General features: G+C 47.7%; 25 protein-coding genes. 8 read left to right on the top strand and 17 right to left on the bottom strand.

Going from position 1 to position 23,084, the window contains the following annotated elements:
• Positions 1 to 355 precede the first annotated feature (355 nt).
• The 8 genes from EDC23_RS05290 (at position 356) to EDC23_RS05260 (ending at position 3,837) form a co-directional block, all read left to right on the top strand.
• Positions 356 to 598 carry a type II toxin-antitoxin system Phd/YefM family antitoxin gene (locus EDC23_RS05290; protein WP_134081895.1) on the top strand — a complete coding sequence of 81 codons (243 nt, stop codon included), beginning with the start codon at positions 356 to 358 and terminating at the stop codon, positions 596 to 598.
• Entirely contained in the window at positions 598 to 975 is a 378-nt protein-coding gene (locus EDC23_RS05285; RefSeq protein WP_134082541.1) for a type II toxin-antitoxin system VapC family toxin, read from the top strand. The genes EDC23_RS05290 and EDC23_RS05285 overlap by 1 nt, the downstream gene beginning before the upstream one ends.
• A gap of 160 nt (positions 976 to 1,135) precedes the next feature.
• Positions 1,136 to 1,366, top strand: coding sequence for a CopG family transcriptional regulator (locus EDC23_RS05280; protein ID WP_134081893.1), 231 nt, complete (start codon positions 1,136 to 1,138; stop codon positions 1,364 to 1,366).
• Positions 1,367 to 1,762 (top strand): type II toxin-antitoxin system VapC family toxin, encoded by a 396-nt coding sequence (locus EDC23_RS05275; RefSeq protein WP_134081891.1) that lies wholly within the window; start codon positions 1,367 to 1,369, stop codon positions 1,760 to 1,762.
• 260 nt (positions 1,763 to 2,022) lie between these two features.
• Entirely contained in the window at positions 2,023 to 2,259 is a 237-nt protein-coding gene (locus EDC23_RS05270) for a hypothetical protein (RefSeq protein WP_134081890.1), read from the top strand.
• The gene (gene vapC / locus EDC23_RS05265) at positions 2,259 to 2,657 is read left to right on the top strand and encodes a type II toxin-antitoxin system tRNA(fMet)-specific endonuclease VapC (RefSeq protein ID WP_134082538.1); all 399 of its coding nucleotides are present in this window, start codon (positions 2,259 to 2,261) and stop codon (positions 2,655 to 2,657) included. The genes EDC23_RS05270 and vapC overlap by 1 nt, the downstream gene beginning before the upstream one ends.
• A 192-nt stretch (positions 2,658 to 2,849) precedes the next feature.
• Positions 2,850 to 3,119 (top strand): hypothetical protein, encoded by a 270-nt coding sequence (locus tag EDC23_RS14090; RefSeq protein WP_166668776.1) that lies wholly within the window; start codon positions 2,850 to 2,852, stop codon positions 3,117 to 3,119.
• Entirely contained in the window at positions 3,082 to 3,837 is a 756-nt protein-coding gene (locus EDC23_RS05260) for a nucleotidyl transferase AbiEii/AbiGii toxin family protein (protein ID WP_166668775.1), read from the top strand. Before EDC23_RS14090 ends, EDC23_RS05260 begins: the two co-directional genes overlap by 38 nt.
• A 415-nt stretch (positions 3,838 to 4,252) precedes the next feature.
• Here EDC23_RS05260 and EDC23_RS05255 read toward each other — a convergent pair whose 3' ends face one another.
• From EDC23_RS05255 to EDC23_RS05175, 17 genes are all read right to left on the bottom strand, one after another.
• Positions 4,253 to 4,639 carry a type II toxin-antitoxin system VapC family toxin gene (locus EDC23_RS05255; RefSeq protein WP_134081886.1) on the bottom strand — a complete coding sequence of 129 codons (387 nt, stop codon included), beginning with the start codon at positions 4,637 to 4,639 and terminating at the stop codon, positions 4,253 to 4,255.
• Entirely contained in the window at positions 4,623 to 4,883 is a 261-nt protein-coding gene (locus tag EDC23_RS05250; protein WP_134081884.1) for a type II toxin-antitoxin system Phd/YefM family antitoxin, read from the bottom strand. Before EDC23_RS05250 ends, EDC23_RS05255 begins: the two co-directional genes overlap by 17 nt.
• 312 nt (positions 4,884 to 5,195) lie before the next feature.
• Positions 5,196 to 6,377 carry a DegT/DnrJ/EryC1/StrS family aminotransferase gene (locus EDC23_RS05245; RefSeq protein WP_134081882.1) on the bottom strand — a complete coding sequence of 394 codons (1,182 nt, stop codon included), beginning with the start codon at positions 6,375 to 6,377 and terminating at the stop codon, positions 5,196 to 5,198.
• Between the two features lie 13 nt (positions 6,378 to 6,390).
• Complete coding sequence (locus EDC23_RS05240) at positions 6,391 to 6,993, bottom strand: sugar transferase (protein WP_134081880.1); 603 nt, start codon at positions 6,991 to 6,993, stop codon at positions 6,391 to 6,393.
• The gene (locus EDC23_RS05235; protein ID WP_134081877.1) at positions 6,993 to 7,880 is read right to left on the bottom strand and encodes a sulfotransferase family protein; all 888 of its coding nucleotides are present in this window, start codon (positions 7,878 to 7,880) and stop codon (positions 6,993 to 6,995) included. The genes EDC23_RS05240 and EDC23_RS05235 overlap by 1 nt, the downstream gene beginning before the upstream one ends.
• Complete coding sequence (locus EDC23_RS05230) at positions 7,868 to 9,082, bottom strand: glycosyltransferase family 4 protein (RefSeq protein ID WP_134081875.1); 1,215 nt, start codon at positions 9,080 to 9,082, stop codon at positions 7,868 to 7,870. The genes EDC23_RS05235 and EDC23_RS05230 overlap by 13 nt, the downstream gene beginning before the upstream one ends.
• Positions 9,083 to 9,092: 10 nt before the next feature.
• On the bottom strand, positions 9,093 to 10,925 hold the full coding sequence (locus EDC23_RS05225) for a heparinase II/III family protein (RefSeq protein ID WP_134081873.1): 1,833 nt from the start codon (positions 10,923 to 10,925) through the stop codon (positions 9,093 to 9,095).
• 25 nt (positions 10,926 to 10,950) lie between these two features.
• Positions 10,951 to 12,042, bottom strand: a complete 1,092-nt coding sequence (wecB, locus tag EDC23_RS05220) for a non-hydrolyzing UDP-N-acetylglucosamine 2-epimerase (RefSeq protein ID WP_134081871.1) — start codon at positions 12,040 to 12,042, stop codon at positions 10,951 to 10,953.
• On the bottom strand, positions 12,039 to 13,043 hold the full coding sequence (locus EDC23_RS05215) for a hypothetical protein (RefSeq protein WP_134081869.1): 1,005 nt from the start codon (positions 13,041 to 13,043) through the stop codon (positions 12,039 to 12,041). Before EDC23_RS05215 ends, wecB begins: the two co-directional genes overlap by 4 nt.
• The gene (locus EDC23_RS05210) at positions 13,028 to 13,987 is read right to left on the bottom strand and encodes a sulfotransferase family protein (RefSeq protein WP_134081867.1); all 960 of its coding nucleotides are present in this window, start codon (positions 13,985 to 13,987) and stop codon (positions 13,028 to 13,030) included. The genes EDC23_RS05215 and EDC23_RS05210 overlap by 16 nt, the downstream gene beginning before the upstream one ends.
• Entirely contained in the window at positions 13,984 to 15,051 is a 1,068-nt protein-coding gene (locus tag EDC23_RS05205) for a glycosyltransferase (RefSeq protein ID WP_134081865.1), read from the bottom strand. The genes EDC23_RS05210 and EDC23_RS05205 overlap by 4 nt, the downstream gene beginning before the upstream one ends.
• 199 nt (positions 15,052 to 15,250) lie before the next feature.
• Positions 15,251 to 16,528 (bottom strand): hypothetical protein, encoded by a 1,278-nt coding sequence (locus EDC23_RS05200; RefSeq protein ID WP_134081863.1) that lies wholly within the window; start codon positions 16,526 to 16,528, stop codon positions 15,251 to 15,253.
• A gap of 5 nt (positions 16,529 to 16,533) precedes the next feature.
• A complete protein-coding gene (locus tag EDC23_RS05195; RefSeq protein ID WP_134081861.1) occupies positions 16,534 to 17,604 on the bottom strand; it encodes a hypothetical protein in 1,071 nt (356 codons plus the stop codon).
• 14 nt (positions 17,605 to 17,618) lie between these two features.
• On the bottom strand, positions 17,619 to 18,713 hold the full coding sequence (locus EDC23_RS05190) for a glycosyltransferase family 4 protein (RefSeq protein ID WP_134081859.1): 1,095 nt from the start codon (positions 18,711 to 18,713) through the stop codon (positions 17,619 to 17,621).
• Between the two features lie 12 nt (positions 18,714 to 18,725).
• Entirely contained in the window at positions 18,726 to 19,637 is a 912-nt protein-coding gene (locus tag EDC23_RS05185; protein WP_134081857.1) for a class I SAM-dependent methyltransferase, read from the bottom strand.
• Positions 19,638 to 19,856: 219 nt separating this feature from the next.
• Positions 19,857 to 20,624: a hypothetical protein gene (locus EDC23_RS05180; protein ID WP_134081855.1), complete on the bottom strand. Its 768-nt coding sequence runs from the start codon at positions 20,622 to 20,624 to the stop codon at positions 19,857 to 19,859.
• Positions 20,625 to 20,679: 55 nt separating this feature from the next.
• A complete protein-coding gene (locus EDC23_RS05175) occupies positions 20,680 to 22,098 on the bottom strand; it encodes a capsular polysaccharide export protein, LipB/KpsS family (protein WP_134081853.1) in 1,419 nt (472 codons plus the stop codon).
• Between the last annotated feature and the right edge of the window lie 986 nt (positions 22,099 to 23,084).

Below are 23,084 nucleotides of genomic sequence, written 5' to 3'. Positions count from 1 at the left end.
TTGTAGACAAATGAGACTCAATTCTCATATCGGGGAAAACCCTGATAACTTTAACATAATTTAACCACCCCCGGCCCCCGTGCGTTCGCCAGCGGCCCGACTCCGATCACCATCCAGACTGACCGGAGAATACCACATGCTCAAATTTTAACCCCTGCGCCAATCCAACTCTACGAAGTTCTGAGTTCCGGGTGCTGAGTACTGAGTCACAACAAAGCACTGAGTACCGCCAACTACCTACTTAGTCCTCAGAACTTAGAACTTAGAACTTAGAACTCAGAACTCAGCACTGTGGTCTCTTGACACCCACCCCAACAAAGTTACAATTAAAAGTGAAACTTACGAGATAACCACCATGGAAGCCAGCACCAAAGATCTACGCCTGCATACCGCCCAGGTCCTCGCCGCCATCGAGCGCGGTGAAGAAGTCATTATTACCTACCACGGCCAGCGCCGCGCCGTGCTCACGCGCTGGCAGGAGGCGCAAGCCGACCGGCACAGACCGCAAACCAATCCCGCATTTGGCCTCTGGGCGGATAAAACCGACCGTGTCGAGAACGAAATTCGCCAACTCAGACAACGACGGGATTTGCCATGATCCTGGTGGACACGGATGTCCTGATCTGGAACCTGCGCGGCAACCGCAAAGCCGCCGATCTGCTCGACACACATACCGGCTTTACCCTGTCCGCCGTCAGCTATATGGAACTGGTCCAGGGCGTGCGCAACAAACAGGAATTGCGCAGCATCAAACAGGCCCTCGCCTTCTGGGACGCCAGGATCATCCATATCGACGAAGGGATATCCAATCGCGCCACATTTTTAATCGAACAACATGCCCTGGCCAATGCCATGCAACTGGCCGACGCCCTCATCGCCGCCACCGCGCTCGAACAGGGACTCGAACTCCTGACCGCCAACGACAAACACTACCGCCACATCGACAACCTCGAACTCACCATCTTCCGCCCCTGACACCACCCGACGACCATCGCGGCACTACCGTTCCTCACTGTCGACTAAGTACTAAGAACTAAGTACTCAGCACTCAGCACTCAGCACTCAGAACTGAATAATTGCATCCCACCAAAAATAACTTATAATATAAATTATATTAGCCTGTTTGGAGGTACTGATGGGACAAGTCACTATCTACCTTGACGACGAGAATGAGCGCCGGCTCAAAACCGCTGCCAGAGCCGCCGGCATGCCGGTCAGCCGCTGGGTGGCCAGCCTCATCCAGGAAAAGACGCGTACCGAGTGGCCCGAATCGATCAAACAGCTGGCGGGCAGCTGGACCGATTTTCCGGATTTGGAAACGTTGCGTGGCAAGCCGATTCCCGATGCCCGCCGGGAACCACTCTGAATGTACGCCCTGGATACCAATACCCTGATTTACTTCTTCAAGGGGATCGGCAACGTGGCCCGGCGGTTACTGGACACCCCGCCGGCCAGCATCGCCATCCCGGCCGTGGTGCTCTATGAAATCGAAACCGGGATCGCCAAATCGAGCCAGCCGGAAAAACGCCAACAACAACTCGACCCGTTGCTCGACGCCGTCACCCTCCTGCCTTTCGATCGTCTCGCCGCCAGCCAGGCCGCCACCCTTCACGCCCGGCTGGAACAAAGCGGGAGCCCCATCGGCCCGCTGGACACCCTCATCGCCGGCACCGCCCTCGCCAACAACACCATCCTGGTCACCCACAATACCCGGGAATTCAGCCGAATCCCCGATCTGCAGCTGGCAGACTGGTACGAATAAGACAAAGCCGATAGTCGCAGTCAGCAGCTTCTGCCGGATGGCTTTTACAGGAGGCGGTGTCATCGGCGACCGGGTGTGCCATTTTTCCCTGGTCGCGGCTGAAAGCCCCTCCCACAACAAACAGCACTCAGCACTCAGCACTCAGAACTCAGAACTCAGAACTCAGAACTCAGAACTCAGAACTTAGAACTCAGCTTGACCCTGTCCCAATACTGGACTATATTTTTTATATGCACATAGCACACATAGTGAGGTTGCCGATGTCTCAACTCCATTTTTACGTTCCCGATGAGATAGAGAAAAAACTGCGTGAGCAGGCCCGGCAAACCGGCCAGCCGCTGTCGCGCTATCTGGCCAACCTGATCCAGCGACAACTGGCTGACAACACCGACTGGCCTCCGGGTTATTTTGAAACGGTCTATGGGGGCTGGGAAGGTGAAGAGCCTCTGCGCCGAACCACTCAGGGCGATTATGAACAACGTCCGGGACTGGAATGATGGTTCTGCTGGACACCAACGTCTGCATACACTTCCTCAACGGCAACCACCCCCGTATCCTGCAACACTTCCAGTCACACAGTCCCGACGAGATTGCCCTGTGCAGCGTCGTGAAAGCAGAGCTGCTCTATGGCGCGCAACGCAGCGCAAGAGTGGACGCCAATCAACAGCGATTACGCCAGTTCTTTGCTCCCCTGCGCAGCGTTCCCTTCGACGATACCTGTGCCGAACACTATGCCCTGATTCGCGCCGATCTCGCTGCCCAGAGCACCCCCATCGGCCCCAACGACCTCATCATCGCCGCGACAGCCCGCGCCCACAACCTCACCCTGGTCACCCACAACACCGCCGAATTCAGCAGAGTCGCCGGACTAACAACCGAAGACTGGGAACAATAACCCGACAGAACTCTTATATTCTGCCTACTGCCAACTGCGACTGCCTGCTTTCCCACAGCACTCAGCACTCAGCACTCAGCACTCAGCACTCAGCACTCAGCACTCAAGATTATTTCCGTCACACCACAGCAATGCGGGTAAACGGATGATGTTGTATAATCAGATGGAAGTTGATATTTCACAGGTTACACCATGAGCAATCTGGCCTTCCCCTACACATGGAGCAACCCAAACGCCAGCGAGCAGGCGCTTCTGGCCAATGCCCTGTTGCGCCCGCGGTTCGCCGATCTGGTAACTCTCACAAACCGTTTCGGTGAGGAGGCATTGCTTGCAACACTTGAGCGGCTTGGCGCCAATGGTGAGATTCCAAAACCGGTCACCGATGAGCTCAGAGGCATGCTCGCCAATATTTCAAAAGGGATCCATGAGCACCGCCGAACACACGCTCCCCAACCGCAATAGCCTGCCGCCAGCGACCTGGGAGCTCTTTTCACGCCTGAGCCTGGTCGGCGACATCGCCGGCTTCACTCTGGTTGGCGGCACGGCCCTGGCAATCAATGAGCAACACCGCCACAGCGAAGACCTGGACTTCATCACGTCCCACACACGACTCGACCGGCAGGCGATACAAGCCATCGTGGACGAGCTCCACACCCAGGGTTGCACGGTATCACTGCAAGACAACCCGACACAGCGACTGGAGTTCGAGAACGACGGCCTGGACCTTTTCGACTACCACCGCGACTATGTCGTCGATGGCGTCAAACTCAGCTTCTTTACCGCAGACACAGAAACCCGCTGCGCCCTCAAGACGCAAAATTCCACCCAATACGGGCAAATCAGTGTCGCAGACACCTCGACCCTGTTTCGCACCAAAGTGCTCCTGCTAACCAAAAGGGTCACAATGCGGGACATCTTCGACCTGCACTTCCTGCTCATGTACAAGGGTTATACGCTCGACGCTCTGGTTGGCATCCTCAACGAGTGCCATCCTACCTACCCTTACGAGACAGTTCGCTCACGCCTTCTCAAGCAAAGCTTCAGTATCACCGATCCTGGTTTTGATGCACTTGTCGACAAAGATCTCCCTGTCGAGCAACTGACCAAAGATCTTGCCCGGCTTATCGAACAATACGAAGTAGCGCTTACCCAACAACTACTGGAGGATGAGACAAAGTAAACCGCCGCGATATAAACACTATCGCGACCGCAACACCACAGCCGTGCGCGTCAGGCCCCGCCCAAAGGGCATTGCAGGAGCCGAGCCCCTTGACGACCCATCACGACGATCGCACCACCATCAATATTCAAGAAGTCACGGCAGCAAGCCCCTCCCACAAAAGACAGCCCGCAGAACTCAGCACTCAGCACTCAGCACTCAGCACTCAGCACTCAGCACTATTATATTCTGCCAACTGCAAACTGAAGACTGCCAACTTTGTTTATTGCAAACTGATAACTGTCGACTTTTATTACTCCAAAACCAAAAAAACGGCGCCAAGCGCCGCTCATCAATTCAACATTCAAAATTAAAAACTCAAAATTTCAGCCTTCTGTTTGCTCAGCACTCAGAACTCAGAACTCAGAACTTTAATCTATACCCGCTGTACCGGTCCCGGATAACACGCAACCTGATCATCATTGGTCAGCAACAACAGCCCTTCCATCTCGGCCTGCGCAACCAGCAGCCTGTCGAAGGGATCACGGTGAATGGCGGGTAAGTGGCTGACAGCCATCGCATGCGTGCTGGTGATCGGTAATTCAGCATAGTCGTGCTCCACCAGCCCCCGGCGGAGCAACGCTGGATCGACCCGAAAGTCGGATCGACCCAGACCATGTTTGATCACAACTTCCCAGATACTCACTGCACTGAAATACAGTTTGTTCTCGGCTTGATTAATCAGCTCCACCGCCTCAGGTGACAGCCTGTCCGGCTCGCCGGCCGCCCACAACAACAGATGCGTATCAAGCAGCAGATTCATCGTCATCCAGACCGAATTGCGAAAGAATCGCCGCCTCGCCCATGCGATCAAAATCGTCCGGCACCTTAATCTGCCCCGCCAAAAAACCCAGGCGGTTTACCTGGCCCGGCTCGGGCGCATCAATCCGGGTCACCCGGGCGATCGGTTTACCCGCCTTGGCAATAATAAACGGCTTGCCCTGACTCACCCCTTCCAGCAGCTTCGAAAGCTGACTCTTCGCCTCATGAATATTTACAATTTCCATGTGAGTATCACCCAATCAGATTAACTTAGTCTGATTAGTCTAGTTCACTATAACTCAAGGATCAACATTATCTATATTTTTTATATGGTATTTAATCATTCAAAAACACAAAATTGCAGCCTCACTGCCATCATAATACTAAGAATTCAGAACTCAGAACTCAGAACTCAGAACTCAGAACTGTTATTTTCTGCCAACTGCAGACTTTTATTAATACCCAAACAAAAAACGGCGCAAAGCGCCGCTCATCAATTCAACATTCAAAATTAAAAACTCAAAATTCTGGTGTTTCTGCCAACTGCAATCTGCCAACTATGATTTAACAGTGCATAACGCCATCACTTCCCGAATCACTTTACAAGTCAGTTCGATTTCGGCATCCGTCAGCGTCGGATGCACCAGAAACATCAAACTGGTCTCACCCAGTTCTTTGGCCACAGGCAACCGGCTCTCCGGCCGCCAGCCGGTATTGTCGAAGGCTTTTTCCCGATAGATTTCAGAACAGGACCCGGTAAAACAAGGCACGCCCCGTTCGTTAATCGCCTCGATAATGCGATCACGATGCCATCCGGACTGCAGTTTCTCGGGGCGAACGAACACATAGCATTTATACCAGGCATGTTCGATATCCTCCGGAACAGTCGGCACCCGTAACGCGTCACAGGTCCGGGCAGCGTCCAGGATCATTTCAGCATTGCGCTTGCGCGACGTGTGCCAATCACGCATCCGTTTTAACTGAATGCGCCCGATGGCCGCCTGCATTTCCGTCATCCGCCAGTTCGTCCCGAAGGACTCATGCAACCAGCGAAAACCCGGCGGGTGCTCGCGGTGGTAAACTGCGTCATAGCTCTTGCCGTGATCCTTGTAGGCCCAGGCGCGCTTCCAGAGGGTTTCATCATTGGTGGTGAGCATCCCCCCTTCGCCACCGGTGGTCATAATCTTGTCCTGACAAAAAGACCACGCGGCGACATGCCCGAGGGTACCGACCGGCCTGCCCTTGTAGATTGCACCATGAGCCTGCGCGCAATCCTCAATCACAGACAGATCATGGCGATTGGCCAAATCCATAATGCCGTCCATATCGCACGGCCAGCCGGCCAGATGCACACAGATCACAGCGCGCGTGTTCCGCGTCAAAACGCGCTCAATACTCTGTGCGGTGATGTTCTGTGAGTCCCGATCCACTTCCGCAAACACCGGCGTCGCGCCCACGGCCACAATCGCACTGGCCGAGGCGATGAAGGTGCGTGGCGTCACCACCACCTCGTCTCCCGGTCCGATACGCAATGCCTTCAGCGCCAACTCCAGGGCCACCGTGCCGTTGGCCAGAGCAAGCGCATACCGTGCACCACTCCAGTGCGCAAACGCCTGCTCAAAGAGCCGGCCCGCTTCGCCGGTCCAGTAATTAACCCGGTTTGACAGCAGTACCTGCTGTACTGCTTCGGCTTCCTCCTGGGTAAATGAAGGCCAGGGAGAGAATGGTCCGTTTAGCATAGGTAATCTTTTATCAGCCGGTCAGAGTCTGCCAGATATAGCGGATATCGCCTGCCAGACTCCAGTTTTCGATGTATTCACGATTGATTCGGACTTTGTCCGGAAAAATGACCTCACGATTATACGCTTCCGGGTCCGTTTGACGGGCGAGAAGGGTCTCTTCATCGCGATACTTCAACGTCGCCGGACCGGTGATGCCGGGGCGAATCGAAAGCACCACCTTATCCTCATCGGCCAACCTGTCGGCAAAACCCGGCACGTCCGGCCTCGGACCCACAAAGCTCATATCCCCCAAAAGCACATTGATTAGCTGAGGCAGCTCATCAATCTTTGTCTTGCGCAAAATTCGACCAACGCGGGTTATTCGGGGATCGGCGCCCGTCGTCACTGTCGTCTCTACACCGGCCACATTGCGCATGGTGCGGATCTTGATAACGTTAAACAGTCGCCCGTTTCGCCCGACCCGCTGCTGGGTAAAGAAGCCGTTCTGCCGGGTATCAATCGTCGCCGCAATCCAGGCCGGGACAATCAGCCAGAAGGTCAACACCAGGCCGCACGAGGCGCCCAGCAAATCAAAGGCGCGCTTGGTCGCCGCCTGTCGCGTGGACAGTGCCATCAAACGTACCCGTAACGCGCCAGCGTTTGATGGACCAGCCCCTCAAGCCGCTGTAGCGCGTCGTCATTCAGGGCCGCCCGCCCCTTGCCGATACTGTCCGCCCGGACACCCGCGACCGCCTGTTTAACCTGCTCCGAGGGCGACTCAATGCCCAGAAATTCAATAACGCGGGCAAACTCCCTCTCGGGTTCACGGACAAAATCCTCATAGGCGATTTCCAGCCAGCGATCGGTCGGCATGGCCGCAAAGGCGTCGGCCGCCTTATCGACGCAAGCCTGCCACTGCAGGGCGCAAACTTCATCCAGGGGATGTTTTACCAACAACTCATCCATCCCCTCAAGTTGTGGCCCCCAGAAAGCCAGGCGTTCTTCCCGGGAAACAAGCCGATAGAATCGATTCCAGAGATATCGACCGCCGTAGTACGGCAGATCGGAAAGCGGCACAAACCGAGCCTTGCGCATCAGATACGGAATATCCAGCTCCGCTTTCCAGCGTTTCATGGCGGAACCGACCGCATCCAGTCCATCGCGCCGGATAAACAGATATTTGGCCTCAGGGAGCACGGCATCCACAAACGGCACACGCAGTGAATTGGCACAGGTCTTCTCAACAACAAACTCGGCTTGATAGTTGCGGGCCACCCAATCGAACTGGCGACGGATAGAGTTCGTAACAGCAGGCCGGGCCATGTCAGGCGTAAACACATCGGAGTCGTGACGTACGTTGCCGTGGCGCCAGATATAGTTGATCTCGTCGCACGGCCAAGTTGCTACATCCGGCAGAGTACATAAGATTTCACGTAGCATGTTAGTGCCGGAACGGGGGGCACCCACGATCACGACCGGAGTCCAGTCAGGACCAGAGCATATATGCTTTAATTGCCCCATGAATCCAGCAGCTCTTTCCATTGAAACCCCAGCGCCTCATAGGTTCGGTATTGTTTAAGATAATCCAGTCCGGCTCTTCCCAGGGCATCACGTTTATCCTGTGTCAGATCGCGCATTTTAACCACAGCTTTTGCAATTGCCTCGCTGTTTTCTGGAGGCACGTGAAGTCCCGCTCCTGCCTCAGCGATCACGCTGTTCTCCGCGCCCAAGGCATGCACCACTGGTCGAGCGGCTTTAAGGTACTCAAAGACCTTCGTGCTGTCGCTACCAATCGCAAAGGACGGGATATCCAACAAACCGGCATAGGCAACATCAACCACACTAAGGAAAGCGTGCAATTGCGGCTTCGGTATCCAACCCACAAACGTGACATTGTCAAGCCCGGTAGCCTGTTCTCGTAACCACTGCTCGTCTCCACCGCTCCCGGCTAATACGAAATGCACTCTCTGACCACACAGAAGTCTCGCCGCACCCAACAAATACTCCAAGCCATAGACACGACTCAGACTCCCGGCATACCCTACCCTGAACACATCGTCCGACGGCAGGCGCTCACGGATGGAAGAACTTAGCGACTCATGTGCATTATCCGCTTCGAGCGATACTCCATTGGGGATGGCATGAAATTTCCCCTTTGCCAAACCGCGCCGTTCCATAGTTTTACGTGCTTCCTGATTGACCGCCACCACGGCATCAGCACTGCGATATGCGATTCGTTCAGCAAGCATCATCAGCCACACAGCGGGGTTCAGGATCGCGGTACGCCTGGTCTCCAGAATGACATCCGGCCAAAGATCACGACACTCGAAAATGAGAGGAATCTCCCGTTGCTGCGTAAAATGCCGACAGGCCCAGATCCAGTAAGGCGGTGGAGATGAACACACCACAGCATCAACCGGCTCAGGGACGATAGCGTCAAGTCGACGCAGCCGCATAGCGAATTGTGCATAGTTCCACAGCCGCTGTACGCTGGAGCGGTACACCGGCATCTTCAGCCAAATCATCCGTACGCCATCGACATCCTCCACATGCGATTCGCCCTCAATCACAGGCAATTTCGTCAGCTTGTGACTAAATCCCGAACAGACGATAGTAACCCTGAACCCGTGCTCGAGTAGCGACCGAGCAACGTAATACGAACGAAAATTTGGCCCGTGATGGACGGAGCCCGCATTGTGATTAACGATAAGGATATGTCTCATGGCATCACCATCATTGGAAGCTGAACTCAGTTAGCAAAACGCCGGGCTCCCGAATTTCGATTTCCAGAACTGGCAGTGGGGTTTTACACATGTAATAGCGGGACTCCCAACCCATAACCAACTCGCACCGTACAATTGGCACGTCGGCTTTCACGTGCAACATGCTGCCCTCTCCCTCAACTCCATACCCCGAGATGCGCCACTTTCCAGGACGCAGCCGCCAGCGCAGCACGGCAGTTTTGGCAAAGCCGTCAACCTGGTCGCGAACGTGCAACGCTCCGGGACTTAGGGACACGGCCCTATGATGGCGGGCACCGAGCCAGTCACGATAGGCAGCAGCTACCTTCACCGTCTCACCAAGGGTCCTAACGGGCTCTAGATCATCGACTTGCAACCACTCGGCCCGCAAAAACCGTCCCGCGCGCGGCATCTGATCTCGACCGTCAAATTCCACTGTATTGTGAGCTGCGGTAGACGGGAAATAGTCATCCCAAGCCGCATCGCTGTTATAGCTGTAGGAGCCGCCATCACGCAGCCAGTTGACACCATCACACCACAAATCAATGTGCAGTGCATCGGAGTGCCGGGGTCTAAATCGATAGCGTGGGTAATTCAGATAACAGGATACGCCATCAGAACGCATTACCGCATACCCCCCATCATCGAACTGCGCCGAACCACATGCATCAAGTCTCCCATCAGGCTTGGCAATACCAAACATGCGGGCAAGCACATCATGCTTTTTGTCCGCCGGAAAAACCCGTGCAGAACAAAAAAGGTTACTGGCCCATTCTAAATCAGGACGAAAATCCCGATGATCAGCATCTGACAATGGCAATAGCCGTGCACCATCGTTGGCACCAATGTTTGGTGGTTCACCGTTAATCGGATTCACAAAACATACTAACCATCGGGTCGCGGCATCGGCTCGTTTATAAAACCGTTCCGACATCAACGGCAACTTCAAATGTCGTCGCCATGTCTCAGCAGCACACAGGGTACTCAGCGCCAGTCGGTGATAATTCGTTGAATATTGGCTAAAACTGCCATCGGGGGCAAAGAGCGCTCTGACTCGTTCCTCGAGAACACGACGACCTTTAGTTGCCCAACGCCAGGCCCGACGGTCTCCTGCAACGTAGTACAGCCAACTCCCCCCGATAAAAAGTGCTGTTGCTTCGGAAATAGCATGGTTATTCGCTTGACCCAAGGCATAGGACAAGGTAGGTCGTATCCGCAGAAGGTGAAGGCGTACCAAGTCCATGATGCCTTTCGATGGTCGTTCGATCTGCTCTAATAGTAAAGCAGCGAACGCCAAATGAATAACCCGGATAGAAGCCTCCTGCCCACACTTCCAGTTTGGCCCCAGGTAAGGCGGATTGGTTTGCAACCAGTCGGATAACCAGGCGTTCAGTGTCACCGCTGCACCTAAGTCACCATGCTGTAAACGCTGTGCAAGCAGTGTCACCCAGTCGAAACGAGACAGTTCCCAGATCGCCTTGATGTCGCCTATCTCATCAGAAAAATCGGGGATTTCCCACCAGGGACGACCCGGCTCAGGTACACGCACATGAGCCTGAATACTATACAGCCAATCCGGCGGGTCACCTTCCAAGGGTATGTCATGCCATCCGAATATTCGCCAGGGGGGCAGGTCACATAGGGCCACATTCAAACGCAAAGGTTTAATATCGCTCGAGAAGAACGGGCCGTTCGGAATATCGGCTTTTAGTCGGCACACCGAGTGCAGACAAGTGCGCAAGCCCAAACGGTAGACCAAAACCCGCAAGACATTACGAAGACCCAATTGCCTGAGCAATACAGCACGTCTACGTAAAAAACGCATCTTTATAGCACCACTCAACACACCATCAAAGTAACAGTTCAAGAGCAGCCACAATTCGCTCGCCGGTCTTGCCGTCCCATAATGGCGGAATGGTTCCGGATTTCCACTGGCCCGCGAACAGCCGATCCAGCGCGGGCTTGAGCTTGTCAGGAGCGGTGCCGATCAGCTCGTTGGTACCCAGCGTGATCGTCTCGGGCCGTTCGGTCGAATTGCGCAGGGTCATGCAGGGCACCTGCATCACTGTGGCTTCCTCGGTAATCCCGCCCGAATCGGTAATCACGGCTTTGGCGTGTTTGACCAGGTAATTGAATTCCAGATAGGGCTGCGGTTCGACCAGGTGAATATTGTCGGGCAAGTCCAGCACCTCACGGAGGGTTTTCGCGGTCCGGGGATGCACCGGAAACAACACGGGCAACCCTCTGGCGCCCTTGCTGATGGCCGTCAGCAACTTTGCAAAGCCCTGCGCCTCGTCGACATTGGCCGGTCGATGCAGGGTCACAACAAAATACTCCCCGGCCTGTAACGCCATCTCATTCCAGAAGTCAGGCGGCTGCAGGCGATCCATATTGATCAGCAGCGTATCGATCATGGTGTTGCCGACAAAATGAATCCGCTCCTCCCCCACACTGGCATTGCGTAAATTGTTATTGGCAATTTCGCTGGTGGTGAAAAAATGGTTGGTGATCGAGTCGGTCACCATGCGGTTGATCTCCTCGGGCATGCTCCAGTCTCCGGAGCGGATCCCCGCCTCCACGTGCGCCACCGGCACGCACAGTTTTTGCGCCGCTATCGCACAGGCCATGGTGGAGGTCACATCCCCCACCACCAGACAGAGATCACTGCGCTTTTCTAGCAGCAACGCCTCATAGCGCACCATAATAGCGGCGGTCTGCTCCGCCTGGGTCCCGGAACCCACTTCCAGGTTCACATCCGGCTCGGGAATTCCCAGCTGGGCAAAAAAATCGCCCGACATGCGGGCGTCATAGTGCTGGCCGGTATGCACCAGCCGATATCGCAGCGGGCCGCCGGATGCTTCGCGCAAACGCAGTGCCTTGATAATCGGCGCAATCTTCATAAAATTCGGCCGGGCACCAGCGATAATATCAATAATTTTCAAAATATATCCTTTAGAGAAACTTTTATGGTTTTATCAGCGTATTCAACTGAAAATGGGGTCATCCATAGATTACTTCCATCTCCCGGGCCACCAGGGAAAAGGACCTGTCCGTACTGAAAATACTTCATTGACCAGATATCTTTTTTAAACCGGCGCACAACCTGCCAGTTTTCCCCATCCGCCGAGCCCCATACCTCTGCATGACGCGTCGTATTAACTTGACTGGGTTCAACAGCAGTAGAAAAGAAAAGATACTCCCCCACCTTGCACCCATAAAAAACGGAACTTTCAACTGCCGCCAGCTTTTCCACATTTTGCCCTTTGCGATCCATGCGATAAATATAGTTTTTTTCATCAGGCGCATCCGAACCGAAATAAATATACTCATTAGTAAACAAAAGCTGCACAGCTCGAAACCGCTGACTGCCTCCGGCGACTTTTCGCAGCGTACAGAAATCGTCATCCGTGCGCCAGATACCAGCCTCATGGTCCATATCACCCGTAGTCACCCACAGGGTGTTTTCGTATGGGTCATGAAATACCCCATGAACGTGGCGAATACCGGAAAACCGCCAAACATTTTGCCAATGCTTTTCATATTCTCTAAGCTTCCAGATATGCACCGGCGAGCGTTCCGGGTTAGAACGATATTCTCCGTAATAAAATGCATTGTTCGTCGAACAAAGAGAAAGTGGCCTGGAACCATTCAAGCGCCCCAAATTGCTTGTGACCCCGGCCTGAGAATAATAAGTATTTCGATTTGCCACAATCAGCATGCATGAATCTCTAATCGCAAGATGATGCACCCCTTTCCTCAACAGTCTGCAAAAAAGCCTGGAAGACATAATCGCCTTCTCATAATGACTCATGGGCAAGTCAACCACTTGCTTCCATGTAGCTCCGCTGTCTTTGCTCTCAAAAAACAGAGAGCCCCGGGCAGCAAGAATCCTTTCGCCTGAAACAAATACCACACGACCTGGGATCATTACATCGCTCGGCATGTCTGATTAATCCTGAAATTCCGATATAAAATATATGGCCGGGTGGCAAGGGTAATAAGAATCCGTCCAGTCTGTAACCAAAGCCAATTCTTGAGGTTAAGTCGATAATTCCGATGATCTTTTATGTAACCCCCATGGGCAATTGCTTGGCCGCAGCACTTCTCGACAAGCAGAATCTCCCTAGGATGCAGTTCATTTATCCATTTTTGCGTGTTTTTAGTTAGAAGAGGTCCAAGGGTTTCTTTTTTCCAACTCATTTCCTTGTCTGTAACCAATCTTTCAGCGGCCTTATCGAAAGAGAGCATTCTTTTGTCGTAGCCAAGGCCTAGTTTCCGGCACAAATTGAACAGCACTTTTTCAGGAGAAGACAAAAGTTCTTCATAACAAATCTCATGATAGTTGTTGCCGAACAGTTTAGGACCTAGTTTAGTACCGATGGAAAATTGCACCCTATTGGCAAAAACATGCTTCCATACGTGGGATTTTTGGGACCAAGCTGCCTTTTTCTTGGATGCTAGCACGTCCCTGGGATCACGAAACACATGGATTACATGTGTATCAGGCAAGATTTCAGCCAGAAGCGGTAGAAATTCCACAGCCCTTGGGTCCTTGTCTCCAACCCAGTTCATGTCTTGCGCATACGAGAATAGCATCTCTCTGTACACAGCCGCATCAAGGGGACCACCGCTTTCTTGTGCCAGAACAAGAAGGTTTGATGCATCAAGACCAGTCCTGGCAAAATACTCATCTTCTGTCAAGACCTTTGAGGCGGCATGTACTCCATGCTTTTGGTAAATCGTGTTAAGTTGATTGGTGAAAACCATACGCCGAATAAAAGAGGTTTCTGGCAAACAAGACACCTTGGGGTGAGCCGCAAACATGCTTTGCACAAGCGAAGTCCCCGAACGACCAACACCCACAATGAAAAGCTTAGATATGGTCATAAATTAGTGCTTTGCTTCAATGTTATTTCTTCGAACGTCCGCGCATGAACCTCAGCCATATGTTCTATTGTATATTCCTCCTTGGCCTTTGCCTGCAGATCTTTTCCCCATTTTTTCAACAAAGAAGGTTTGGCATGCAGTAATTCTATAAATTGGTCCAATTCTTGGATATCATTGAAAGAGATAAAAGGCTGGCCGGTTTCTTTGGCCAGAAATAACTCAGGGCCATGATAACTATCATTATCAATAACTATACCTTTCCCATGACGAGCAGCATTCATAATCAATAGGCCGACATTTCCCGGGGATACAACTATATCAGCCCAATCAAAATGAGAATCGAGTTCGTGTCCTGTAGTCCTGCCGTAAACCGAAAGTTTACCTGCTTTAGCCAATTGTTTATAACCAGTTAATTTTTCCATGCCGGGCCCAACAATTCGGATTTTCACGTCAGTCCTACGATCAGCAAGCTGTATTAATCGCTCGAGTTTTTTACGTGGTTTATATGTGCCGACAAATAACATTTTTATTTCTTGTTTTTTTTTATCATATTTTCCATGCCTGAATTCAGATTTTGATACCTCGCTATTGTTAAAACTTACCCCTGCAACAGTGCATTCTTTCTGTAGCCGTACCACAACTGCTTTTGTGTGAACGAGACAACAGGCAGAGTGTTTGAATAGTTGTTTTCTAATGACTCTGACAACCCCTGATTCAACCTCGCCAAAGATAAGACCCCACCATACCCATCGCTTCCAATAATACGGACTAATCAGATAGAGGACGATTCTAGACACATGTCTTAAATTGGCACTAACGCATACAATATCCCACCTACGACTACGAATTATCTTAGCAAGGCCGGGTTGCCATACGAGACCAAAATATTTAACAGAACTAATTTCTATATAATTATATCCCACCCTTTGCAGAGGCGGGCTTAAACCGGCAGGATCACAAGGCTGAGCAACAACTGTCAAATCGATATTATTATAGGCACTAAGCTCCCGCAAGAAAGCTTCCCTATAATCAGGCGCGTAATTTAAAATCATCAAAACTTTCATGATAAAATAAACGTAACTTCAATTGTTAATATGTGCAAATCAATTGCTTTGGCAAGAAGGCGAGTCCAGGACATCTACATGGATTCTCTCACCGCAAAGTTAGAGAAGCATGTATGTAATCATATGCTCAGCTCTCCCTCTCACTAACCAGTGGGGTTAAACTTGCAAATTGGTTTCGCTTTTGTATAAAGACAATGAATCAGATATTTTTCGGGTTTAGCTGTGATTTTGTACTAACATTAAACAGCTTAGTATTATAATAAATAGCATGTATCAAAACAAACAACATCATCACATGATGAATTGAAAAAACTCGTGCGACCAGGCTAAATACTAAAAGCATGGAGACAATAGAAATCAGCCCATCTATTAGACTATCAGGATATATTTTTTTGGAAATGAGTCGGAATAAAAAATGAAAAAACATTGAATAAAAAAGCAACGTACCAAATATGCCGACCCCCATTAATAAATCAATGTATGTTGTATGAGAATATGCGCGCATCCCAATCCTATCCTGATATATCGAATAACTCGCATCCAAACCCTTGCCAAAAAAAGTCAGATTATGGCGAAGATAGTCAATTCCTTCATAAATAAGTATGAGGCGAAGTCCTGCGGCGCCGGTATTTTGAATTTTATAGCCTTCGGTCAGAACTTCATTAGCAGTGGAAATATTACGGTCGATTCTATCAGTTAACTTTGATGAGCTATTTATAGTTATAAGAATTAACACAGATATTAATGCTATAATAGAAAAATTCTTGCTGAAAGAAAATAATTGAAGCCTCACCAGTTTACGCGCAGTCCTTATTAAGCCATACATAGCAAGCACGCCTAATATCAATACAAAACCTCGAACAGACCCTACTGCAACAATTGGAGATAAAAAAAGCGGGATCAATAATAACCATTGCTTTTTTTGATTGATCAGCCATCCAAGAAATGAGAAAATTGCTGCAGTACCATAAGTAAATGCCACGGCACTAGATGAAACACCAAGAAATTGGCGCTCAGCTGCAGACCAGTTAAAGAAAAAACCAATCAATACAGCTGAAGCTGCGGTTATTACATAAGTAAGTATAAATTTATTGATCCGATCCACAGATGAGCAGTACAACCAGATACCTGGTAGCACCATAGCAACTGCAGCAACACGTACGGCTCGACTGAATGTAACGTCTGGGTCTATACTCCAGCCAATCGATGCCAAACAAAAGATTGAAAATATTATGTAAAGAACCACATATATACTCAAATGTACTCGCTTTTCGCTTAGAGCAACTAATATGGTAGCATGTGAAAAAAACCATGCTGGCAAATATGAATAAGCGAAATACCGACCATGAAGTAGCATTGGCGCATAAAATATCGACAACATATAAACAACTAATAAAGTGTTTAGAAGCACGTTAGCCTTAATGGCGTGCAAACCATCTGGATATTCTGAATTAGTTGTTATTTCACGGTAAATCAAAATTGCTACTCTCTTCCCTTTATTGCAGATATGAGCTGAGCTGCGGCAACATTCCAGTTTCTATCATCTAAAAACTTTTCCGATTTTTCTGGCTGCCAAGATTTTAATAGCGTCTCTAGCCAATTCTCGTTTTCACATGACGATTTTAAAGGTGAAACACCTCCCAACTCATAACAATCAATCATTTCAGCCAAGAATGTTCCTTCTTCAGTAACAATAGGCTTTCTAATAGAAGCAGATACATACACACTATAAGATACTGACAAATCATCAAGTGCGCGATAAAAAAAATCTATATCATTCTTGAGATACTGTTCTCGAACTGAAATTGTCTCGTCCAATAATACAATATGTTCATGGTTAATAATTTCATTTCGTGCCCACTGAAAACGTTCGTCATGAATTAACCCAATAGCACCAACTACCACAACACCCACAATTACGCCAGCATGATTATAACGGTCTACAAAATTACTGACAGTTAAAAAATGTATACATTTAGTACTTGGTGAACTTACACACAAACCAATATAAACTTTTTTCTCAGGATTATTTAATTCCAATTTGTAACGAAGAGAACGAATTGCATCTTGCACTTTTAAAGTTTCCCTATTTACGGGCAAATCAGATGGCCTGCCAAAACAAGTCCAGTCTATATTTTTAGTATCAGATATTTCTTTTTGTGCATATTTTAGAAGCAACGGATCCGTAACGAATATGCATGTTGCAGCATTTTTTATACATAAACGCCGAATGTTTGTTAACGTCTTATAGTGACACGATGATTCTTTGTCCACATTATGGGCAATCCAGATGACATGCCCACCAAATATTTTAACAAGCAGAATCGTGGCTAACTCGGACAACAACCTAACAATGGTTTTAGGTAATGATGGATAATCATTAAGGTAACGAAATATATAACCATTGATAGGCTTCTTTTTTATAATCATCCATAAAATCAATAATGGAGCTTTAATCGGTGAGCCGGTTATTGCCGTAGTTTCAATTCCATATTCATCAAGTCCTTTAGACCACGCTCTATATTTGGTGTCATTTTTCTGAAAAATATACATTACATGTCACGCAATCACTGGCGCCCACTAGGTTTTAGCAGCGAATCCCATGCCATCATCTGGTTTTTTGAGGCCAACACTTTCATACTCTCTCGAGCGGCCGATCCAAAATTTATTCGCAAATTAACATCCTCAATCAGTTTCTGTATTTTCTCTGCTAGATCTGATGTGTCTCCATTGCGAAATACGAGTCCTGTTACTCCATCCTCAATATGCTCTAATGCTCCAGGTAAACTGTCTGAGACTATACATGGTAGTCCAAACGCCATAGCTTCAAGTAGTGCATTTGGTGTGCCTTCATATGTCGAAGGAAAAACAAATATCCCTGCAGATAGGTAAAATGGGGACGGGTCATCTACGAGACCATGAAAAAGGACCCGATTTTGCAAACTGTGCGTGTAAACGAGTGAATTCAAGTTATTCCGCTCCGGGCCTTCTCCCAGCAAGTCGACAGTCCATCCACCTAGTCCTTCCCCCAGCAGCGCGATAGCTTCAATCAACAGTTCCTGGCCTTTATGTGATTTCAGGCTACTTACATTGAGGATCTTGGTAGACTGCTTTAAGTGAGCGGAAGAATCTGGTACGACTACTGGATTGGGAACATAGGTGAGTTTATGTCCCGGAACATAATCTCGCATATACTCCAATGCTATTTGAGAATTTGCTGTAACAATATCCGCATATCTATAAAGCATTCTACGTAACCAGGGCCAAGGCCAGCCAAAAAGTTGTCGCGAAGGGTCATTACGTTCAGAAATAATGACTCTTTTGCCAGAACCAAAGCATGCTAGTATAGTTCTTATGTTTGTACGAGTTTGGAATGCAAGGATAATTTGTGCATCAGATTGTACTAATGCACTTCGCAACCGTAGAACTCGGGGGATATTATTCAGCAACCCAAAGATTTTGTTACGTGATTTAGCAGTACCACCAAGTACAATACGCTGTGCATTGGAAGGCACCGTATAGAAATCATGTTCAGGACCACGCATCGTAACCAACTGGACTGTTCTACCTTGTTTAATCCAATAATCTACCAGGTGTAATGCGACTCGCTCTGCACCACCTCCGCCGAAGCCGGAATCAAAAACTATGACAATATCAGCCATATATTTCTCATTCTAGATAGCGAGAGGATTCATTACGTTACTTTGTAACAATAACGCGTAAAAACAAGCTTCGTTTTTTTTCGGTTTTTGTAGATCTCGCTCGATAGCATCATGCAGTTGGGATTGATACGTGCCTATTTTGCATTCTCTTTGATCTCCTTTACCAAACCGTCTCGGAATCGTAATAAAACGGCGATGTACTCTATTACAATTTCTTGAACCGAGAGAATAAAGGGTTTTCACCGTATCAGAATCAAAAATTTTGGTTATTTTTGAAACTGTTCTTGGTGTATAGTGTCGGACTCCATGCCAAAGAAATGTCATCTGACATCCAGCAGAAGGCATTAAATGAACTTGAATAACAGGCTTACCAGCGCTATTAATATAATCGGAAATCTGACGAAAAAAAGTTAAATCTTCATCAAAATGTTCCAAGGCACTCTGGGTAATAATTAAATTTGCCGATTGTAAGTACTCAGACATAGAAGACGAATCACCTACAACGAATTTAAACCTATTGTCTTTGGATAATTCACGCCAATCCTTATGGGGCTTAATATCAATTCCAATATATTCAATTAACTTATCCCCCAAGCACTCCTTCAACAAGCTACCATAACGTCCGCTTCCACAACCCACTTCAACTGCGCTCACCTGACTCCCGAGCTCCATTGCTAACTGCTCCCATGGTAGCTGAAGCCAAAAAAAATCACTCATACGTCTTGCGGGTGACGCAATTGAACTTACTTTTTGCCAATTATGGTCAGGATTTTCAAGATCAAATGTCTTGACATTGAGATTTGGATCCAAGTTTCGCTGTGGCATGCTATTGTTGATAATATTATATATCATCCACCGAATTTTCTCTATTTTGCTTAATCCGCGATCTGCGTTAAGGGAGTGCCAAGATGATGATTTACGCATTATAGCCCTTTTTTTAAATCCACAACATATATACTAAATGTGATTCTTGATTTACTACCAACATAGTATTCAAGACACTTATAAACAGATGGGTTATATTGTCTGATGTCATTCACGTTATAAACATGCAGATGCTAGCCAGACAATATATAATTCACTATTCTTTGACGGGTAAGGGAAACAAAATATTATCAGTAGATATCCTAACAGATAATTAAATTATAATTTTTTACGTATTACAGCGAGTGCTCTTACACCAGACAATCCCTGACTCATACTATCGTAAAACTCTATAGATTCTACTGTATTCTCAATTAATTTCTTCTCATCTTCTGTTGCAACCGGAGAATCCCATACACCAGTGCTTCGCAATTTTTCAAGGTAATCGATAGTTTTACCTATAGGATGTAGTTCTTCTACCCAACTCGGCTGAAAATGCAAATCCTCAATAATATAAAACCCTCCAGGCTTGAGCTCAGAAAACAGGAAAGAAAATGTGACTTGCTGATGATAGGATGCATGTAATGCGTCATCAATTACCACATCAAAGCCGCCATCAGAGGATGATATCTTCGCAAGATCTTCCCTGTTACTTTGGTCACCTCTATATATCTTCGTCCATGCACCATGAGCATTAGTAAAGTCCTTATCATCAAACCCATACACATTAGCTGCGGGAAAGTACTTGCTCCACATATCGAGAGAAGGTACAGAAGAAAATTTGTTACCCCCAATAATGTTTTGAACTGAGTGACACAGAAGCCCAATTTCCAGTATACATTTTATTTTTTCCCTTTCTTTGTCAAATAAATCATCATAAATACGAGTATATAAATGCTTTTTCGTACCTTTATCAGATCCTGCACTATCTGATAATACTGTTAATCGATTTTTTCGTAGCTCATCTCTGGCCCATAAATTTATATTTACAAATGACTTTGGAAATAAAAATGCGAATTGTAGAATTTTTAATAACTTTTTAACCATATGTTCTCAGCCTTATACTTTTATATGGAGCCATGTTTTCAATAAACACATCTGATCACAGCTCTTGATGCTCTTTTGTGTAATCCAATAGCCGTTTCAATAACCTAATATGCCCAGCTATTCTTACCTTTTCTGGATAATAGCTATAATCAATTTCGTCTTGCTCAAACCCAGAAACAGAATTCTTAACCACCCACTGCAGGTATTGCCTAACAGCAGAAGTTAAATCCTTCTCATTGTGCGTAAGATTTATCTTATTAATAGCAGCAGAAATATCATTTTCATTGCTCGCTATGAAAACACCCGGGGCACTACGATACGAAGGGTTGCCAAATGCAATTACAGGCGTCCCTCTAGTAAGGGCTTCTATGCCCACAATACCCGTTAAAGTACAAACAGCGACGGCATTATCAATTAATTGAAACGTATCCTCTTCAAGAGGAAGAAGGAAGGTATTCGTTAAGGCATCGATATCAGAATAAAAACCTTTATGCCGGTATCGCTCATCAGTTATATTCGTGAAGGTTGATGGATGCTCTTTCACATACAACCTATATCCTGGAGGTAAAGCGAGAGAAATTGCCCGTATTGCATACCATTGCTGTGAAAAACTCATCCCTTCTGGTAAAGAAGTTCTCTCTGGTTGGCGATGCATGAAAAATACTAAATACGGGGCATCTATCTCTGTAGTATTAACAAATTGGTAATATGACTTAAATAGTCGCCATTTTTTTAATAGCGATACTAAGTGAAACTTATGGTCAGATATTTCTTTTCGCCATGACCAATATTTACCTCCCCTTGCCTCTATACGCTCTTTTTCATAATATGGAATCGCATCTTTATAAGATTGGTTTTTGTATTTTATAAATTGCTCAACTTCAGCTGACAATGTGCTGGTAATTTTATTTTTTTTATCTACTTCGAACAAAGGCACACACTTACGACTATCTATCCCGGATATCAACCAATATCTCCATGGTATTGGTGCTTCCTCTACTATATATACAGGTATACTAATATATTCAGCCGCCATTGCAAGAGCCCATACTCTAGGGTGGTGCGGCGTAGAAAAAAGTAATAGAAATTCTGGTTTTTTACTATTCAAGTAAACAAAAGAACCATATAACATTTTTTCTATACGACGTAGTTCATTAAATAAGCTTACCCCATACCTTCTATTGCGGCATCGCTCACAAAGCAATAGCGTACGATGATCATTTATCAATGAAATTAATTTATCGATATACACATCTGGAAGATATTTTTTATTAGATTGAACAACCTCTTCGATTTCGTCATACGAGGTACTTATTTCAGGAAAATTATTTTTACTCCATCGCGATTTATTCCTAGGACGCGCATACACCACACTGACATCATGTGATATTTCATATTCTGATATTATTTTCTCTAATTCCTTCGCTGGTATATACCCTGGATCAATTATAAATTTTACTTTTTCTACACTCATACATTTATAACCTGAATTCAATTTGTATATGCAATTCAATTAGTTTGGCGCGAGGCAAGCCACATTAGACTATATGACTTCGCTCACCGCTCAAGGTTTGAGAACACACATGAGCAATACACGCAGCTTACCCTGCAACAACAGCATCAATTTTGCGCACTATGAAAGTTGGTTCTTACTTAAACAAAGGTCGATAATTCTATCGGCGTATATGTAACCACCATGAGGTATGCGTTGCACCGCAACCAGGGATATCGGAAATACCTCGCGCACAGCCCATCGCTTCTGTCTTCAGCGCTCATACGGTCAAAGTTTGACCTCACACCGATAATGCTACCTGGCGCCTTGTTCGCCAGCTCCTGTGCGAAGACTGGAGTCCCGAGAATATCTGTTGTTGTCTAGCTCAGGAAGCCGATCTGTCAGTCACAAGCCCATTTACCAATATATCCATCGCCGATTAGCAGGCTGACGGCCACTCAATCGGCATCTGCGTTGCCAGAAGCAACGCAAGAAGCACTTTGCTCCCTATTCATTTCGCCACCAGATCCCGAACAATGTCTCTCCATCCACCGACGAAGGCTATCGTCGAGTCACACCGCTATTTCGGCGATTGGGAATTCTATACCGTTATCGATAAAACACCATCAGGCACTGGTAACGCTGGTAGAACATAAATCACGCTTTAAGCAGCTCGCCAATGTGGCGCGGAAGATAGCTGATGCCGTCTACGAAGCAATACCTCAATTACTCAAACCTCTGGCACACTGGGTTCATACGATCACAGTCAATAATGGCCGGGAATTTTCTCAGCATCAAAAAAAATCGCCAAGGCACCCAATGCGTAATTCTACATTGCCCATCCCTTCGCTTCGTGGGTATGTGGCTTGAATGAAAATACGAATGCACTCACTCCGCTAGCATTTTCCCAAGAAGCATAATTTTACGAGAATCACTCAACAACATGTTGACTGCGTAATGGATAATCC

The organism is Thiohalophilus thiocyanatoxydans (genome assembly GCF_004366735.1).
GTDB classification, from domain to species: domain Bacteria; phylum Pseudomonadota; class Gammaproteobacteria; order UBA6429; family Thiohalophilaceae; genus Thiohalophilus; species Thiohalophilus thiocyanatoxydans.
The sequence above is the reverse complement of the archived record's forward strand: the minus strand, read 5'-3'. Positions and strand labels throughout refer to the sequence as shown.